The organism is Limosilactobacillus sp. C0001E2, from assembly GCF_056590915.1.
The window spans coordinates 1-17,861 of record NZ_JBWPXC010000002.1 but is presented as its reverse complement, the minus strand read 5'-3'; the positions used below and the strand labels follow the sequence as shown (position 1 = coordinate 17,861).

17 protein-coding genes are annotated in these 17,861 nt (G+C 42.4%); 9 read left to right on the top strand and 8 right to left on the bottom strand.

Annotation, left to right across the window (positions count from 1 at the left end; translation table 11 throughout):
* Nucleotides 1-15: 15 nt before the first annotated feature.
* Nucleotides 16-684 carry a hypothetical protein gene (locus AC1EKL_RS02315; protein WP_480188465.1) on the bottom strand — a complete coding sequence of 223 codons (669 nt, stop codon included), beginning with the start codon at nucleotides 682-684 and terminating at the stop codon, nucleotides 16-18.
* 80 nt (nucleotides 685-764) lie between these two features.
* The gene (gene ybaK, locus AC1EKL_RS02310; RefSeq protein WP_480188466.1) at nucleotides 765-1,271 is read right to left on the bottom strand and encodes a Cys-tRNA(Pro) deacylase; all 507 of its coding nucleotides are present in this window, start codon (nucleotides 1,269-1,271) and stop codon (nucleotides 765-767) included.
* A 156-nt stretch (nucleotides 1,272-1,427) separates the two neighbouring features.
* On the opposite strand from ybaK, the gene AC1EKL_RS02305 reads away from it, so the two are divergent.
* The 3 genes from AC1EKL_RS02305 to AC1EKL_RS02295 are packed head-to-tail and all read left to right on the top strand — an operon-like array spanning nucleotide 1,428 to nucleotide 3,819.
* Nucleotides 1,428-2,156 (top strand): GntR family transcriptional regulator, encoded by a 729-nt coding sequence (locus tag AC1EKL_RS02305; protein ID WP_480190188.1) that lies wholly within the window; start codon nucleotides 1,428-1,430, stop codon nucleotides 2,154-2,156.
* 2 nt (nucleotides 2,157-2,158) lie between these two features.
* Nucleotides 2,159-2,959, top strand: coding sequence for a Cof-type HAD-IIB family hydrolase (locus AC1EKL_RS02300; RefSeq protein WP_480188467.1), 801 nt, complete (start codon nucleotides 2,159-2,161; stop codon nucleotides 2,957-2,959).
* Nucleotides 2,960-2,997: 38 nt separating this feature from the next.
* On the top strand, nucleotides 2,998-3,819 hold the full coding sequence (locus tag AC1EKL_RS02295; RefSeq protein WP_480188468.1) for a TIM barrel protein: 822 nt from the start codon (nucleotides 2,998-3,000) through the stop codon (nucleotides 3,817-3,819).
* On the opposite strand, the gene AC1EKL_RS02290 is transcribed toward AC1EKL_RS02295, so the two are convergent.
* The gene (locus AC1EKL_RS02290; RefSeq protein ID WP_480188469.1) at nucleotides 3,820-4,344 is read right to left on the bottom strand and encodes a DUF1836 domain-containing protein; all 525 of its coding nucleotides are present in this window, start codon (nucleotides 4,342-4,344) and stop codon (nucleotides 3,820-3,822) included.
* Nucleotides 4,345-4,404: 60 nt separating this feature from the next.
* Nucleotides 4,405-4,923: a saccharopine dehydrogenase related protein gene (locus AC1EKL_RS02285; RefSeq protein WP_480188470.1), complete on the bottom strand. Its 519-nt coding sequence runs from the start codon at nucleotides 4,921-4,923 to the stop codon at nucleotides 4,405-4,407.
* A gap of 176 nt (nucleotides 4,924-5,099) precedes the next feature.
* Between AC1EKL_RS02285 and AC1EKL_RS02280 the strand changes: the two genes are divergently transcribed.
* Together AC1EKL_RS02280 and nrdI are read left to right on the top strand one after the other, a co-directional pair.
* Entirely contained in the window at nucleotides 5,100-6,443 is a 1,344-nt protein-coding gene (locus tag AC1EKL_RS02280) for a hemolysin family protein (RefSeq protein ID WP_480188490.1), read from the top strand.
* An 18-nt stretch (nucleotides 6,444-6,461) separates the two neighbouring features.
* A complete protein-coding gene (gene nrdI, locus AC1EKL_RS02275) occupies nucleotides 6,462-6,929 on the top strand; it encodes a class Ib ribonucleoside-diphosphate reductase assembly flavoprotein NrdI (protein WP_480188471.1) in 468 nt (155 codons plus the stop codon).
* 53 nt (nucleotides 6,930-6,982) lie between these two features.
* Here nrdI and AC1EKL_RS02270 read toward each other — a convergent pair whose 3' ends face one another.
* Nucleotides 6,983-7,417, bottom strand: a complete 435-nt coding sequence (locus AC1EKL_RS02270) for a VOC family protein (RefSeq protein ID WP_480188472.1) — start codon at nucleotides 7,415-7,417, stop codon at nucleotides 6,983-6,985.
* A gap of 114 nt (nucleotides 7,418-7,531) precedes the next feature.
* Between AC1EKL_RS02270 and AC1EKL_RS02265 the strand changes: the two genes are divergently transcribed.
* The 3 genes from AC1EKL_RS02265 to AC1EKL_RS02255 all read left to right on the top strand — a co-directional run bounded on the left by AC1EKL_RS02265 (nucleotide 7,532) and on the right by AC1EKL_RS02255 (nucleotide 11,923).
* Nucleotides 7,532-8,710, top strand: coding sequence for a CynX/NimT family MFS transporter (locus AC1EKL_RS02265; protein WP_480188473.1), 1,179 nt, complete (start codon nucleotides 7,532-7,534; stop codon nucleotides 8,708-8,710).
* A 200-nt stretch (nucleotides 8,711-8,910) separates the two neighbouring features.
* Nucleotides 8,911-10,392, top strand: a complete 1,482-nt coding sequence (gene zwf / locus AC1EKL_RS02260) for a glucose-6-phosphate dehydrogenase (protein ID WP_480188474.1) — start codon at nucleotides 8,911-8,913, stop codon at nucleotides 10,390-10,392.
* Nucleotides 10,393-10,606: 214 nt separating this feature from the next.
* On the top strand, nucleotides 10,607-11,923 hold the full coding sequence (locus tag AC1EKL_RS02255) for an APC family permease (protein ID WP_006916411.1): 1,317 nt from the start codon (nucleotides 10,607-10,609) through the stop codon (nucleotides 11,921-11,923).
* A gap of 62 nt (nucleotides 11,924-11,985) precedes the next feature.
* Here AC1EKL_RS02255 and AC1EKL_RS02250 read toward each other — a convergent pair whose 3' ends face one another.
* From AC1EKL_RS02250 to AC1EKL_RS02240, 3 genes are all read right to left on the bottom strand, one after another.
* Nucleotides 11,986-13,179 (bottom strand): condensation domain-containing protein, encoded by a 1,194-nt coding sequence (locus AC1EKL_RS02250; protein WP_480188475.1) that lies wholly within the window; start codon nucleotides 13,177-13,179, stop codon nucleotides 11,986-11,988.
* Between the two features lie 65 nt (nucleotides 13,180-13,244).
* Complete coding sequence (locus AC1EKL_RS02245) at nucleotides 13,245-14,237, bottom strand: D-isomer specific 2-hydroxyacid dehydrogenase family protein (protein WP_480188476.1); 993 nt, start codon at nucleotides 14,235-14,237, stop codon at nucleotides 13,245-13,247.
* A gap of 27 nt (nucleotides 14,238-14,264) precedes the next feature.
* Complete coding sequence (locus AC1EKL_RS02240) at nucleotides 14,265-15,911, bottom strand: mannitol dehydrogenase family protein (RefSeq protein WP_480188477.1); 1,647 nt, start codon at nucleotides 15,909-15,911, stop codon at nucleotides 14,265-14,267.
* Between the two features lie 291 nt (nucleotides 15,912-16,202).
* Here AC1EKL_RS02240 and gntK point away from each other — a divergent pair, with 291 nt between their 5' ends.
* Nucleotides 16,203-17,750: a gluconokinase gene (gene gntK, locus AC1EKL_RS02235; RefSeq protein ID WP_480188478.1), complete on the top strand. Its 1,548-nt coding sequence runs from the start codon at nucleotides 16,203-16,205 to the stop codon at nucleotides 17,748-17,750.
* The last annotated feature ends 111 nt before the right edge of the window (nucleotides 17,751-17,861 follow it).

Genomic DNA, 17,861 nt, shown 5'->3' with positions numbered 1-17,861 from the left:
ACGGTCAATTATTCATTAACGCTTCTTTAAGACAACAATTAGACGGAGAAGTACCCACAAAACGGCATTCACCACGATTGCGAAGACCATCATCATGATTAACGGACGAATTAAATGGGACAATTGACCTGAAATGATTCGATAATCTGTGACCAAACTCAGTAAAAAAGCCAATATGATCAATACCACACCGAGGGCGATTAATCCCTGACGGCTATTTTGTAAATCTGCCCCACTGAGGTCAAACCCGCCGACACTAATATTGATCATTAATAACAGCCAAATAAAGAAGTGCCACAACGAGAGCGATTGACTAACAACTGAACCGCCGCCAATTGTCACCAGCCACCGCTCATAAATCGTTGGTACTAAGCAGCGGGTGCTGATGACCATCACTAATGAGCAACCAATGACCGGTGCAATACCAATAAAGACATTGCCAATCTTTTGATACAAACTATCATCATTCCAGACGTGGCTCACATAGCCCAGTCCCCGATCATTAGGATCATGAGCATTCGGAATATGGAGCAAGCTGACCCGGTCGATCCGATGACCAAATAACAGCGCCACAACCAGATGACTTAATTCATGAATCACCACACCAATACCGCCGAGAACTACCTGACCATAAAAGCCACCTAGAACTATCGACAAGCGTTTGTTGGCTCGACTGATTGCCACGACCAAGCTCCCCACGATGACCGGGCCAATCACGATCGTCCTAACGAGCGACCAAAGAATCTGTAAAAAATTATTTCCCATTATTTTTGTTGTAAATCAGCAAATTCAGCATGAACTAGCTTTGCCAAATCATCCGCATTGAGCTCCACCGAACGACCAATTTGTCCGGAGGAAACAAAAATAGTGGATTCCTTTTGAGCATCCTGATCAATAAAAATTGGAAAATGGCTCTTTTCATAGATCCCCACCGGAGTGTTGGCGCCATGGACGTATCCCGTTGTCTTAACTAATTTCTTCAAAGGAATCATTTCGACCTTTTTATTACCGGATACGCGCGCCAATGCTTTCTCATCTAAGTGCGAGTCCACCGGAACAACTCCCACTAGCGGTCCAGTGGTTGGTCCTTCCAGTACTAAAGTCTTGTATATCCGGTGTTCATCAATCCCTAGATGGTCAACACTCATCGTGCGCACATCCCCATCCTGATGAGTTGGAAATTCCATTTGATGGTACGCAATTTTATTCTTATCCAGAATCTGTTCAACTTGGGTCTTCTTCAATTGACCCTTTTTCTTCTTTTTACTCATAATGAATTGGACTCCTTTTTTCGAAAAATTACCGTTTATGGAACGGTCCAATTTTGCAAAAGTGATTACCACTTCAAGAAAGTTTGGTATACTAATTATAGATTATAACCAACACAATTAACTTTCCCAACCGTTGGGAGTTTGGAGCAATTAATTATGTCAGATTTAGTATACCGCTCAGTGATGAGAGATATAAAAGGAAAAATTTTAGAAAACGAATATCCAGGAATGAAATTACCGGACGAACGTAGCTTGAGTGAAATGTATCAGGTTAGCCACAGTTCAATCAAGCGCGCGCTCGACGTGCTCGTTCAGCAAGGGATCATCTTCAAGAAACGGGGGTCTGGAACCTTCATCAATCCCCTCTACTTAAAAAACCGGGCCATGTTCCGCTATGAAGGTAGTAACTTGGGAATCACCGACAGTTTTCAGTTTGACGGTAAAAAGCAAAGCATCAAACTGCTCAACTACCGGGCTATTCCAGCTCCTGAAGAAATCCAGCAGGACCTTTTTTTAGAAGCAAACGAATATGTTTATAAAATTGAACGATTACGGCTCATCGATGATCAACCTTTCATGATTGAGACCGGCTACATCCCAATTAAAATTTTGCCAACGCTCTCCCCAGAAATTCTGGAAAATTCTATTTTTAACTATCTGGAAACGGAAAAGGGCAAAACGGTGACCCGTTCCTATCTGACATTAACTGTTTCACCATCAAACGCCGTGGATCAAAAGCTCCTCAACCTTACTCCCAATGAACCAGTTGGCATCATGGAAGGAGTTTTCTTCCTGGATGACGGTACGCCTTTTGAGGTTTCTAACATGCGAATCCACCATCAATATATGCGTTTCAATACCTTCGTTAGTTTAGGAAAGGATTAATCATGATTAAAGCAATCTCCGTTGATATGGACGGCACCTTCTTAAATTCACAAAGCACTTATGACCACCAGCGTTTTGCTAAAGTTTTTCGTCAACTTCAAAAGCACAACATCCAATTTGTTGTTTCTAGCGGCAACCCCATTTACCAATTACATATGGCGTTTCCTGACTACGTTAACGACCTTTGTTTTGTCGCTGAAAATGGGGTTGAATGTTTCGACCATGGCACCATGATTTACTGTGGTGAAGTAGCACCAGAAGCAATTAACGGGATTCTCAAACTACACCATGATACTCCCGGAAGCACCTTCCTGTTATCAGGGCTGCATCGTGCCTTCGCATTTAAAGATGAAGATCCTGAATTCATCGACCGGGTGCGGCTCCACTACCCCCGCATGATGATGATCGACTCCTTAGATGAAATTGATGATAAAATTGTCAAACTACAGATGGACGTCCCCGGTGAACGCACCCAAGAAATGCAAGAAAAAATTAATCATGATTTTGCCGGACAATTAACGACCGTTTCCAGCGGTTATGGCAACATGGACTTAATTGTCAGCGGGCTGCATAAAGCAACTGGTCTCAAAGCACTGATGAAAAAGCATGGCTGGCACTCAAGCGAAATCATGGCCTTTGGTGACGGTCAAAATGATATGACCATGCTTGAACTTGCTGGTGAAAGTTACGCCATGGCCAACGGAGACCCACGAGTCATTAAACTGGCTAAGCATTTAGCACCAACTAATGATGAAAACGGTGTGCTTAGTACAATCGAAAAGTATCTTCAAAAATTAGACTAAGTGGCTGGGATTACTCAGCCTTTTTTTAAACAGAAAGGATGGTCAAAATGCTTCCACAGCTTGGCTTAAAGGGAAGTCGATCTCCACAACAAATTAACGATCGTCTACAATATCATCCCACTACATATGAATTTTATACTGACCAAAATGACTTTACTCATGATGGTTACCAGCGGCTTTATGATGCGGTCCAGTTCGTTCAAAGCCATGGGGTGAAAAACATTGTACTCCACCACCCAATGACCTTTGGTGAACTGCATACGGATCTCGTTGCCCCCGAAAGTAAGTTTCCAGAACTCTACCGTTTCATCGAAACTTCGACTGAACAGTTAATTCGTCTGGCCACTGACCTTGGTGTGCAATGCTTAGTCCATGGGGCCTATGCTAAAGAGACTAAATTATTCATCCAGGAGTATTCTTCACTTGAAACTGCCCAACAGGTTGTGTTCCAACGGCTTGACCGATTCAAAGACATGGGCGGCAAACACATTATGTTTGAAAACTCGATCTCGCCAATCTTCAGCTATGGCGATCCGCAAATGGAAACTGAAATTCTCAGCCACCACTACCGTCTGGCTTTTGATACCTCCCACTGCTTCATCTATTGTCACGGTGATAACCAGCAACTACAAACTTCATTACTTCACTTAAAAGGATCCGTCGTCCACTACCACTTGGTTGACTCCATGGGTAAAAACCATGATAGTCTTCCCCTCGGTAAGGGTAAAATTGACTGGCGTGGGTTCTTACCACTATTGAACCAAAATGCCACCAGCATCTATGAAATTAATCTAAAAAATAACGATGACTGCCAAGAACAACTGGAAAGTCACCGTTATCTGATTTCACTAAATCATTAACTATTTCTTTTTGGGGGTCACTGGTGTAGCCGCTTTTTGCATTTCCTTTAGTAATTGAACCGTTAAGATTCTTTGAAAAGCGGTATCCACCACTAATTGCAGCATTTGTTCGTTGGTTGGCGTTAGCAGATGGTTAGCAGGAGCCGTAGTTCCTTGGAGGTGGCTATTGAACAACTCAACAAAGCGATTATAAATGACCTTTGGATAGTTATTAATAGTTAACTGATCAATGCCAGCTTTGATTTGATCCAGCGAGTAAATGTTTTTTAAAAGAGCAATTCCAAAGAGCGATGCAATTTGGTAAGCGGTATACTTTTTCTTTACGGGTGCCATAATGGCGCCCTTTTTTACGTAGTTATTAACCATGGACTTCGTTAATGGTTCCACCTGTAATCCAGCTAAATGGTCATTAACATAGGAAACTACCTGATCCACGTACAAATTCATCTCTGGTAGTTCATCCCAGGCAGCTAAATGCATTTTGCTGAGTCCTTGACGCCATTCTTCAAATGCTTGTTCAATCATTACGTACACCCTCCCGTTTCTTTATCTAATTAATAATATACTATAACTTAGTTTTGAAAACTAGATACCAACAGACTGATTTTGAAATTCATCCGTCATAATTGCTTTCTTCATTAATTGACTGGCGGCCTGAAAGCTACTATTTTCCCCAGAAAATTGCTGTCCCTCATTCATCAACGAACGGTCAATTGGTTGCTCCTCTAACGGCAAAGTTCGAATAATGGTGTATGGATACTCTAATTCATCAATCATTTTGATGGCATAAAGGTGGTCCATCACCATCTGCTGTGCATTTTCTCCATACCAACTGGTTAATTGCTTGTCACTAGCGTCATCCGCAGTACCCGCGATTGATTTCATGATAATCTTGGCTGGTTGCACTGCACTGCGATCTAATAATGCAACTAAATCATTCACTGCTAAATCAACCCGTGAATTATCAGCTGGTAACCAACAAATGATATCAAATGGTTCGAGTGACCATTGAAAATCGTCTAACACTAGACAATGATCTAATTCTTGACTTAATGCCCGACAAAGTTCAGTTTGTCCCTGATTTATAATCACAATCCGATTCATTTTTCTCTCCCCTGAAAGCGGCTTATTTTTGTCATTACCAACGTTTTGCCTATTTCGTCTTTAGTTTACCATGGTATAATAAAACACGTTATGCAATATTAACTTAATTATCACTTTGTAACGTTGTGTTAAACATTTATCATGAGGAGTCTTTAACAGTGGATCAGAGTCAGATAATGATCAACATTTTGATCATCATCGTCACCTTTATCTTCGCGGCCTTTTTCGTCGCAGCTGAATTCGCCCTTGTTCAGGTTCGAATAACCGCTCTCCAGGAAAAACAAGCTGCCCGTAAAAAGCCTTCCATTAAAATTAAACGTGCCATTAAGATGGTCTCTAATTTGACTGAATACCTGTCTACCACTCAAGTTGGTACTTCTGTGTGCGGGATTATTCTCGGTTGGATTGGTGAACAAACCCTCGAAGAATTACTAGTGGACGCCCTTCAGCTTCCCCACTGGTCATTAAATTCGAGTGTTGTCCATGTTATTAGTGCAGTCGTCGGGGTCTTACTGTTGACCTATCTAGAAGTGGTTTTGACAGAGATCGTTCCTAAAAACATCGCCATTGACATTCCAGTCAAAATGATGATGGCAACGGTCACTCCCTTGCACTACTTTCATATCATCTTTTATCCATTTGTTTGGTTACTTAATTCATCCGCCAACGGGATCGTCCGCTTGCTCGGCATGAAACCCGCAGATGAAAATGACGAGGTGCTCTCCCAGGGTGAAATTATTAGTTTAACCCGGAACTCCGTTAAGGGAGGGGCCCTCGAACGTGGTGACCTCCTTTATATGGAGCGAGCTTTCGAATTCAATGATAAAGTCGCCAAGGACATTATGATTGACCGTACCCAGCTGACCGTCGTTGACATCACTAAAACGGTGGACGAAGCACTGACTAAATATATCCGCACTAAGTATAGTCGACTACCCGTGGTTGCAGATAATGACAAGGATAAAATCGTTGGTTATGTTTTTAACTACGACCTGATTAAGCAATCACGAATTAATGGTAACCTGGCAGTTTCAAAAGTGCTCCGGCACTTACCAACCACCCCTGAGAATACTGCAATCACCGAAGTCTTAGAGCAAATGATTCGCACTCGGGTGCCAATGGTGGTCGTCGTAGATGAATACGGTGGTACTTCAGGAATCATTACTGATAAGGATATCTATGAGGAGCTCTTTGGCACCGTCCGTGATGAAATTGATAATGTCGCTGACAACATGATTAGCAAGCTGCCAAATGGTCACTATAAAGTGGACGGTAAAACAACTACTTATGACTTTGAACGCTTCTTCCATGAAGATATCAAAGAATTCGATGATGACGATGCGGTAACTCTGTCTGGTTACGTCCTCGACAACTTCCCCCACGTTAAATCGAATGATACCGTTAAAATTGGTAATCTTGAGTTAACAATTCGTGATTACGAAAATTCATATATTGACTGGTTCGAAGTTCGTAAGGCTACGGTCACCAATCAGGATTCATCATCACAAAATAAATCATAATATTGGAGATAAGCAACTATGGAAAAAATGAATATCTTATACATCTCAATCGAAGGTAATACCCGCTCATTCCTCAAGCGTCTGCAAGCATTCGCTAAGCAACAGCATAGTATCAATAGTCAAGATCTCGAAATCAACCTTAAAGAAATTTCTGACCAGACGTTACCGGCTGCTGAGGAACAAGACTTTTTCGCATTTGTCCCAACTTACCTCGATGGTGGTAATGGATTTGATTCTGGCTTTCATGAATTAATGACGAATGCCCTTGGTGAATACATTGCTTCCAATGATAATGCCGAAAAGTGTATTGGAGTTGTCGGTAGTGGAAACAAAAACTTTAATGAACAATACTGCTTAACCGCCCGTAAATACAGTGATATGTTTGATGCCCCATTCTTAGCAGACTATGAGTTACGGGGAACCGATGAAGATATCGATAATGTCTACTCAATCTTACAAAAGCGCTGGAAAGCAGTTGAAGAATAAGAATAGAGCATTCAAAAAGGAGCGTTGCGTTGCAACGCTCCTTTTATTTAGGGTTAATTATTTTCCTTTTCACCACTGGAAATGTACCATGTGACTCCGTATTTATCAACAATCTGACCGAGTTGACGACCAACTAGGTGATCAGCAAACGGCAATGTCACCCGTTGTTGGTCCGATGAAGCCAAGTGGTCAAATAGTTCCTTAGCAGCTGCCACATCGCCACCAAAATCCAAAAATAATGAAACTAATGATGAAGCCTGGGGCATCGTCATCGTCGCATCACAACATAAGATCCGGTGCCCAGCTACCTCAAATTGGCCAAGGGCCGTTGTATCTGCCAAATTATCTGTATCGAGTCCCAGCGTCTGAATTTGTTCCGCTGTGAACGGGGTTCTTTCGATAATTTCTGCGCCAAACTCCTGAACGTAGTAGTCCATCGCTTCTTTGCTATTTTCGAAAGTTAAAAAGGGGTATATATCTGCCGCCATCGTTTTCCTCCGTAAAAAATCTTCTTATAGTATAGTTTTTTCAACCCCCTTAGTCAAATAATGGTCGCCAATTATGCTACTATAAAGTTAATTAAGCAAGACGGGAGAAGAACCATGCAACAATTACAGTCACGGCAAAAAGCCCTTTTAATTTCCGGAATTATCCTTCTCGGTGCTTGTATGCGAGCGCCATTTACTGCTTTACCATCAGTCATTACGGAAATTGCCACCAGCTTTCATGTCCCAGTCACTAATCTGGGAATTCTAACTACCATTCCGTTACTGTGTTTTGGGCTTTTTTCATCAGTCGTCCCCATCATTTGTCGACGTTTAGGCAATAACTTCGCCATCTTGTGGGCGCTGATCGTTCTAGCCATCGGCGCCTACTTACGGGTCTTTTCTTACTCCAGCTTGTTATTTGGAACATTCTTAGTGGGAATCGCCATCACTTTTATTAATGTCCTCCTCCCAGCAATCATTACGGAACAACTGCCGCATCAGGTCGGTTTAATGACCAGTCTTTATGGCGTTTCATTAGACATGTTTAGCGCTATTTTCGCGTACATCATCACACCACTCACTTTACTGTGGAATTGGCAAATCGCTGTGATGCTTATTTCAGCATTAGTAGTCGTCACCCTCATCGTTTGGCTTCCAAATGTCAAGTCAACTCAATCAATGCCACGCTCAATCACTGCTAAACGCCACCACCATTCAATTTGGCAGAGCTGGCAGGCTTGGTGCCTATTATTTTACATGGCCGGATCATCAATGTCGTTTTATATTACTGTAACCTGGTTGCCTACGATCGCCCGTAATTATGGAATGTCGAGCAACGCCGCTGGAATCATCGCTGGATTCTTACAATTGTTTTCGATGCCAGCAGCTTTCATAATTCCATTATGGGCAAGTCGACTCGCTCATCGGCAATCGTTAATTATCGGTTCATCACTACTCACTGCCGTTGGCTTTCTTGGCCTGCTCGTTCATACCGCAAATTTTGCTTATTTTACGGTCATCACCCTGTGCTTAGGCTTAGGAACAGCAGCCAGTTACTCACTCATCATGACCCTCTTTGGTTTGAAAACGACCGATGCCAATACCACCCGTGATTTATCAGGAATGGTCCAATCACTCGGTTATATCATCGCCGCTCTCGGTCCAGTCACCACGGGATGGCTCAAGGCTGCCACTAATAACTGGAGCTTAAGCCTCATAATTTCATTCTTAGTTGTGGTAATCTGCACAGTTTTCGGTTTATTAGCAGAAAAAGAAGCGTTGATTGAGATTTAATCCAAAAAAATTTGACCTAGACCAATTTTTGACAAACGTTTAACAAATCGCAAGCCCACTACTCGTCTACGATTTGAGCCATTTTGTTACAATTTTAACCGGTCAAGAAAACGCTCCCTTTTTAATGCAATCGGTTGTTTGAAAGTATATAATCATACTCGATGAGTGAATATAATTAGTATTCAAGAGGAGTGAACATTTTGGCTAAGGAAAATAAAGCTGTTATCACATTATTTGGAGCTGCCGGTGATTTGGCACAACGGAAGCTCTACCCGTCACTATTCAAGTTATATCAAAAGGGTTACATTGGCGACCACTTTGCCCTCTTAGGGACTTCTCGTCGGCAAAAGAGCGATGAAGAATTCCAAGAAATGGTTGCCAAGTCCATCAGTAGCATCAAAGAAACGGAAAAGGATCAAGCAAAGAACTTTGTTAAGCACTTCTTCTTCCAACCACATGATGTTACAAAGCCTGAACACTACGTTGCTTTAAAGGAACGGATTGAAGAATTAGGTAAGAAGTTTGGTACTGATGACAACCGTCTCTTCTACATGTCAATGGCTCCCCAATTCTTTGGGACGATTGCCCTGAACTTAAAGAAACAAGGCCTTCTTTCCGATGATGGTTACAACCGTCTTGTTATCGAAAAGCCATTCGGTCGTGACTTTGAATCTGCCAAGAAATTAAACGATGAACTTTCTGAGACGTTTAACGAAAACCAAATTTTCCGAATTGATCACTACCTCGGAAAGGAAATGATTCAAAATATCGAAGCGCTGCGCTTTGGCAACACCATCATCGAATCTCTCTGGAACAACCGTTACATCGACAATATCCAAGTTACGTTGAGTGAAAAACTCGGGGTTGAAGAACGGGCTGGCTACTATGACAATTCCGGTGCCCTCCGTGACATGATGCAAAACCACATCATGCAAGTGGTTGCCCAACTTGCCATGGAACAACCAGTATCATTTACCGATAGCGATGTGCGGGTTGAAAAAATCAAGGCATTACGGTCACTACGGGTTTACACCCCCTCAGAAGCCGCTTCGAACTTTGTTCGTGGTCAATATGACGCTGGTCAAGATACCAATGCTTACCGCCACGAAGATGGTGTTGATCCAGAATCCAACACTGAAACTTTCGTGGCAGCAAAGCTGTTATTCGACAACTACCGTTGGTCGGGAGTACCATTTTACGTCCGGACTGGTAAGAAGTTAGCTGACAAGTTTACCCGGATCGACGTGGTCTTCAAGAAGCCATTGATTGATATCTTTGCTAACCCACGGATGAAGTCAGAACAATCATTGAAGAGCAATGTTTTAACAATCTTTGTTGAACCAGATGCTGGGTTCTCACTCCGGGTTAACGCCAAGAGTGCTGGTCAAGGATTCAATACCGAACCAGTTGACTTGAAGTTCATGCAAGATGACTCGACGAAGGCTGAATCACCAGAACCATACGAACGGCTCTTCCATGATGCTTTGGAAGGTAATCACACTAACTTTGCTTCATGGTCAGAAATTGCCTATGCATGGAAGTTTGTTGACGTAGCACGGAAGCTTTGGGACATTGAAGAACCTCAATTCCCGAATTACGTTCCTGGATCAATGGGTCCAGTTGCCGCAGACGAACTGCTAGAACGCGATGGTCGGCAATGGGTTTACCGCTTGAACAAGTAAATTCTATCCAAATTATTAAGGAGGTTGGGAATTATCCCAACCTCCTTTCTTTAATGAAATCAATTACAATGGCTGGAAAACCGTAAATTGTAAGGCATTTTTGCACGAATGCCTTACAAATGCATATAATCAACTTCCTAATTTGCGGTTGCTCCCATAAAATGTGATAATAAAGTAGTAGTTAGATTCTCCAAAATTTGAGAGGTGACATAATATGAGTGTAAAAAGTAGCTCTGTCGAAAGACAAATGGGCTTCTGGAGTATCGTACTCTTTGGGGTCAACGGGATCCTGGGGTCCGGAATCTTCCTACTTCCTGGACAAGGATACAACCTGTTCGGGCCGGCTAGTATCTTAGCATTACTTGCCGACGCCGTTCTAGTATTCATGATCGGTCTTTGTTTTGCCGAATGTGCGGGACGGTTTAAGGAAACCGGAGGCGCCTACCTGTATGCTAAAAAAGCCTTTGGTCCTTTCATTGGATATGAAGTTGGGGTGGTTACATGGGCCATTCGGATTATTGCCGAAGGAACATTATACGTAGCCATCGCCACTGCGATCGGTGGTGTCTACAAGCCATGGGCAACCACGACTGCCAAAAATATCATTGTAACCATTATTGGTATTATCCTGATTTGTATTAATATGACTGGGGTTAAGACTTCAGCAATCTTTAACAACGTGGTGACGGTCGCTAAGTTAGTCCCAATTCTCTTAGTTGCAATTGTTGGATTATTCTTCTTACATCCGGCTAACTTTACGCCGTTCTTCCTTCCAGGAAGTTCAGCTAATGGCTTCGCTAACGCCACGATTACTTTGTTCATGGTCTTTACCGGGATTGAATCACTGGTGATTACTGCCGGAAACATGAAGGACGCATCGAAAAACTTACCACGGGCACTTCTCTTGGTAATCATTGCAGTTGCGTTGATCTATGTCCTAGTGGTTGTTTCCTGTGTTGGGATTTTAGGAAGTGGCTTAGCTAAGAGTTCCGTTCCACTTCAAGATGCTGCTCAAGCGGTCGCTGGTCGCGCCGGTGAAGCCGTCATCATTGTCGGAACCTTCCTTTCCATGGGTGGTTTAGCACTGAACTCATCCTTTATTTCCCCACGGTTAGCTGCTTCACTAGCAGATAACCACCAAATGCCAAAGAAGCTGGGTGCCGAAAACAGCAAAGGTGCACCATACGTTGCGATCGTTATTCACACCTTATTGGCAATGGCGATTGCTTGGTCTGGTTCTTACCTCACCTTAGTTAACATTTCTGTTGTATCGCGGTTCGCCCAATACATTCCAACTTGCATTGCGGTCATGGTCTTCAGAAAGACAATGAAGGACAAGAAGTCATCATTTACGATTCCTGGTGGATGGATTATTCCAATCCTTGCAGTGATTGTTTCCGTATGGCTGCTTGCTCATGCTAAGCCATTCCAGCTGATTGCCGGATTTGGTGCATTATTCATTATCCTGCCATTCTACTTCATCACTGGTCAAAATAAACGTGATAAAGCCCGTAAAGAACAGGGTGAATAAAGTAGATCATTAAATTACGAAAAATCGAGGATTCGCTTGAGTCCTCGACTTTTTTGATTACATTAAAATGTCAATAAATACAACCTCATCATCGTCATTACGGATCTTGCTAATTGAATTTCTTCAGGTGTCCCAATGACGTTAGCAACTAACGATAATTGTTTCTTGAACGTATTCACACAAATTTGGTAGTGAGGCATGCGCCGAAAACCACCCGATAAAATTGCTTTTTGAACTTCAATTCCATCGAAAACCAACCGGTGTTCATCAATAATCGCCATATTAGTGTAGGCAATTTCACGAACGTGGTAGTGTTGCTCAACATCACTCTGTAATTCTTGAACGGTAGCCCCCTCAGCAAGATTATTCAACATTGTCCGAAACGACTCTAAGAAAGCACGCTGTTCTTTGGCCATATTCATATTCTCATGAATGTGGATTGCCGTATCCAGCAAACTTTCATCCAGTGGCGCTTTAATTCCCACATTATAACGGCCCGTTAAGTTTTGTACACGCAACTGATTTTGCTCCGCATCAGAAAGGTATTGACGCATATCAGTGGGACAAGCAAGATTAATTTCGTCAATTCCACAATACTGTTGCACTGCCTTCCCAAAGGCTGCCATAAATAGATCATTCAGTGTTATCCCAGCCTCATGCGTCCGTTGGTGAAGCTTTTGAAACTGGTCAGCCGAAATCCTTTGGGCAATTACCTGATACTCGGGCGAAGCACTCTGAGGATTAGCAAGCTTGGGTAAGAATAATTTTTTCTTCGGATGATCATTATTCTTTGAAGTTGAAGAGGTCTGTTTGATTAAACGTTTGATACCATCAATATCCTGATGATTTTTCACCTGAACTTGTTCTGGGTGATTATAAGCTGCCGCAAGGAGGTATAGTAACTCCTTAAAAACAGCACCATCAAATAAAATGTGACTACCATAAACAATCAATTGCTGATTGGAAACGTAGATTGCCCATTGCGGCTGTCTTTGCCAATCTAAATCACCAGCAACCCTTTCTTGAGGGTGATCAACAAAATGGACCACATCATGTACGGTAAAACCAGCGTTGACAAACTGATTATGATTCAAATCATACTTTCTTACTAATTCAGGAATAATTTGATGCACCCGCTGGACCGCCTTAATTAATCGATCACGGTCGAGGGAGCTGCTCAATTGTAGTTCTGCCCGAACAATCGGGTACAGTTCCTGAAAACCCACTGTATGTAATATATTTAATGGATCTGCCATCATTAATGCTCCTTATACAAAATAAGGTTGGGTGCAAACACCCAACCTTATCAATCTGACTTAAATTAAAGTTGACTCGTTAATTCACGAACCAATGGCTTCCCGGAAACCAAGTTCTTAACGTCTGAGACACACTTTTCACCCATTCCGTGCAAACATTCGTAAGTGTAAGCAGAGGTGTGTGGTGTGATCAAGAAGTGGTCATCATGTAAGAATGGATGGTCACCTGGAACTGGTTCAACTTCCATTGCATCGGCAGCATATCCAGCGACTTGTCCTGACTTAACAGCATCCATCATTGCTTGTTCATCAATCAATGCACCACGGGCATGGTTGACAAAGTAAACACCCTTCTTCGTCTTCTTCAATGCATCTGCATCGATCATGTGGTAATCGTCATCATCAAGGGAAGCGTTTAATGAAATGTAATCACACTTAGCAAGGAGTTCATCCAAAGGTACTCGCTTAGCCCAGGTGTTCTTAGCCCACCATTCATCAGACGTTGCTGGATGAGGATCTGTGATCAAAACGTCGCCACCAAAGAAGTGGAACAATTCCGCAACACGACCACCAATGTTTCCACAGCCAATGACACCAAATTGCTTACCAGAAAATTCATGGCCCATGAAGTGCGCACGGTCTGCGTAATGACCTTCACGTTCACGTTCTGCAGCTGCTGGTGCTTGACGAACCAGTGCCATCAAGTTGGTTAATGCAGCTTCCGCAACAGCGTTCCGTTCAACCAATGGCGGAACAATCGTGACCTTCACACCGTGTTCCTTAGCAGCCTTAATGTCAACACTGTTGTAGCCAATCCCGTGACGGGAGATTAATTGTAAGCCATCCATGTTGTCAAAGAATTCTTCAGTAAAGTTTGGCGTAACACTAGCAATGATAATGTTGTAACCATTTAATTTTTCTGCTAAATCCTTACCAGAAATTTCTGGGTCAACCATGAAGCGGTCAACTTGACCAATCTTTTCGAGTTCTTCCCAGTGTTCCTTAAAAATTTGTCCAAAGCTACTTGAGTTTACTACGGCAATCTTGTTTTCAGTCATAATCTAATATTCCCTTTCTTACTTTAATTAGTCAAAGTTTTTACTTTCTTCATCCAAATGCTTTTGCAGGGTCTTCCGAATTGTCCCCTTGCCAGCTAACATTTCTTTGAAGTCACTTTCAATCTTATCACCTAAGCCCACTGCGTAAAGGTCATTTCCAAAGATGGACTTATTAGATAAAATTCCCTTTACGGCATCATGAACGTCTTGGTTAGCATCACCAAACTTGATGTCAGCAACTTGTGCATGCAAATCATCCCATAATGGATCTGGACTAGGTTGGAACTTCTCACCCTCATCATTAATGCCCATTAGGTAACGCAGCCAAGTGGCAATTACCAATGGAATGAAGTTCAAATCAGCTGGATTCCGCTTTGGATCGTCAACGTAGTGTTGAATCGTGACCCCATAACGGATACCAACCTTCTGTGATGTGTCGGCTGCAATCCGTTGTGGCGTATCCGGAATGTATGGATTTGGTAACCGCTTATTAACCAGTTCATCAATAAAGTCCCGTGGGCTCAAAACCTTTGGATCTTGAACGACTGGTAAATCTTCACCATAACCAATTTGCAGAATTAAACGTTTCATATCAGGATCTTGAACTTCTGATGAAATCGACTTAAAGTTCAAAATTGTTCCGTAAATTGCCAATGCCGTATGCAATGGGTTCAAGCAAGCCGTAACCTTCATTTGATCAGCTAAGTTAACGGTGTCACGATCAGTCATAATGACACCATCATCTTCAAATGCTGGCCGGCCATTCGGGAACTTGTCTTCCACAACTAAGTAGTGAGCTTCTTCAGTGTTTGTAAATGAAGCAATCGTCGTGTGGGATTCAGTATGGATCAAATCAGCATCTTCAAAGCCATCCTTCTTTAAGGATTCAGAAACCGTTTCTGAAGGGTTTGGCGTAATCCGGTCAATCATTGATAATGGGAATGAAACTTTGCTATCATCAGAAAGATAGTCAATGAAGTCCTGATCAACAAAGCCGTTCTTTTGCCAAGCTTTAGCAATGGTCAGAACACTATCCTTTAACTTGTCCCCATTTTCAGAGAAGTTATCCGTACTCAACAAAGCAATTGGGGTTGCCCCATTCTTAAACCGCGATAATAAGAGGGTTACTAATAAGGACATGTTGTTTTGTGGCTTAGCTGGTCCATTTTCAATATCCTGGGTCACTGGAGCGAAGAAATTACCTTCTGCATCCTTGAGTGCATAACCCTTTTCCGTAATTGAGAAAGTGGCTAATTGCAAACTAGCTTGATTAAAAATGTCCTTTAACTTTTCCAGGCTGGACGTATCGTCAGTTACTGGCCCAGCATAGATGGCATCGGCAACTGGTGCAAATAGTTCACGATCCTGTGAGCCATCCGCCTTTGTGATGACCCGCAACATCCGATTGTTGAATTTCTTATAAACATTTTCGATAATACTGTCATCATGGGTATCGACAACAATAATTCCTTCATCTAATTTACCGGCATCAATTAAATGACTAGCAATTGCTGCGTGAAAGGCCCGAAAGAGGTTTCCACCACCAAAGTGAACCCAACGTGGGGCAGCTAATGTTTTTTTAGCAACTTCTGCTTGGCTATAAGTAGGAACTTTAATGCCAGCCTTTGTAAAGGCCTGTTCATCCTGCTTGTAGTCATCCGTAATTTTAACCATAAGATCCCTCCATAAATGTTAATGGATAACTGATATATTAGTATTACCCGAACACGCTTTCATTATATCATGGGGCATCTTAATGTCAATTTATTTTCAACTTTTTTATCAATTTGATGGATGAGTAATTTTTATTTTAGAAAGCGTTTTATTTGCTGATGTATAAATATTTAGAATGGTGTTGACGCCATTCAGAAAACATTTTAAACTGTAACTAAGTATTATCTGATATATCACTTTTTCTCTACAATCAACTACTTTAAAAAAATAGACATAAAGGAAGGAATTACTATGGATTACATCGTTGGCATTGACATTGGTACCACCAGTACCAAAGCATTACTCTATGATATTAATGGTAAAATTCTCGCCAAAGCTAATAAGGGCTATACCTTATATCAAAACAAACCGGACATGGCTGAAGAAGACCCGGATGACATTTTTAACGCAACTCTTCAAGCCATTCAAGAAGTGGTTACTAAGGCGCAGTTAACTGATGGCCAAGTGGTCGCCATCTCTTGGTCAGCGCAACAACACAGCCTCATTGCTCTAGATCAAAACTACAAACCACTAACCAGAACCATTACCTGGGCTGATAACCGGGCTGAAAAATATGCTCGCGAATTTAAGGAAAATGGCAAGGGACTGGAGGTTTACAAACGGACCGGACTACCAATCCACCCGATGGGGCCATTCTATAAGTTACTATGGTTAAAAAATGAACATCCTGAGCTCTGCAATAAAACGGCCTTTTGGGTTGGTATCAAAGAGTACGTCATTTGGCGTTATACCAACGTACTAGCTGAAGAAACTTCAATGGCAGCTGCGACTGGGTTGTTAAACATGCAAACTCTCGAATGGGATGATAAAATCCTCGAAATGGTCGGAGTTAAGAAGGATCAATTACCAACCTTAGTTCCAACCACTCACTCAATCGTGGGCATTCGTTCAGAGTATGCGAAAGTAATGGGCGTCCCTGATGATGTTCACATCGTAATGGGGGCAACTGATGGTGCATTATCAACCATCGGGGTGGGCGCCCTTGAAACTGGGACCCTCGCCATCAACATTGGAACCTCAGCGGCTGTTCGTTCCTTTATGGATAAGCCATTAATTGATCCGAAGGCTCGTCTATACTGCTACCCAATTATGGAAGGAAAGTACCTTGTCGGCGGACCAATTAATAACGGTGGGATTGTCTTCAATTGGGCTCATGATGCCCTCTTCGGTGGTGAACAGGAAACTGCCAAACTCCTCCAACAAGACTCCTACGATATTCTTACTAAGATTGCGGAAACCGTTCCTGCTGGATCGGCTGGTTTGCTGTTCCACCCATATCTCGGTGGTGAGCGGGCCCCATTGTGGGATGCCAATGCCCGGGCATCTTTCTTCGGCCTTAACCGTAACCACACGCGTGCTCATATGATCCGTGCCGTCTTAGAAGGAATCGTCTTCAATCTTTACATGACAACCCTTGCTTTAACTGAAGTTACTGGAGATCCAAAGGATATTCTGGTGGCTGGGGGCTTTGTTCGCTCCTCACTCGGTCGGCAAATTATGGCTGATATTTATGAGCACGAAATTACCATTCCCGATTCTTACGAAAGCGGTTGTCTCGCTGCGATGTATCTTGCCAAGATGAGTCTTGGTCTAGAAAGTGATCTTCAAGGAATTACGAAGTACATCGGAAAAGAAAAGAAGTATCAACCAGACAAGGATAATTATCCAATTTACCGTAAGTTAATACCAATCTACATTCGTCTGAGTCGCGAACTCGCAAGCGAATACGATGATATTGCTGAATTCCAACGCGAATTCCCTAAGCTCTATAACAAATAATTATTTAAGTAAAACTAAAAACCGTTAGCGGATCGGCACTAGGTCCCGTCAAGTATACAGGTTAAATAGATAAAATTTTAGGCGGCTTGATTGCGGAATTGTTCCGCGGTC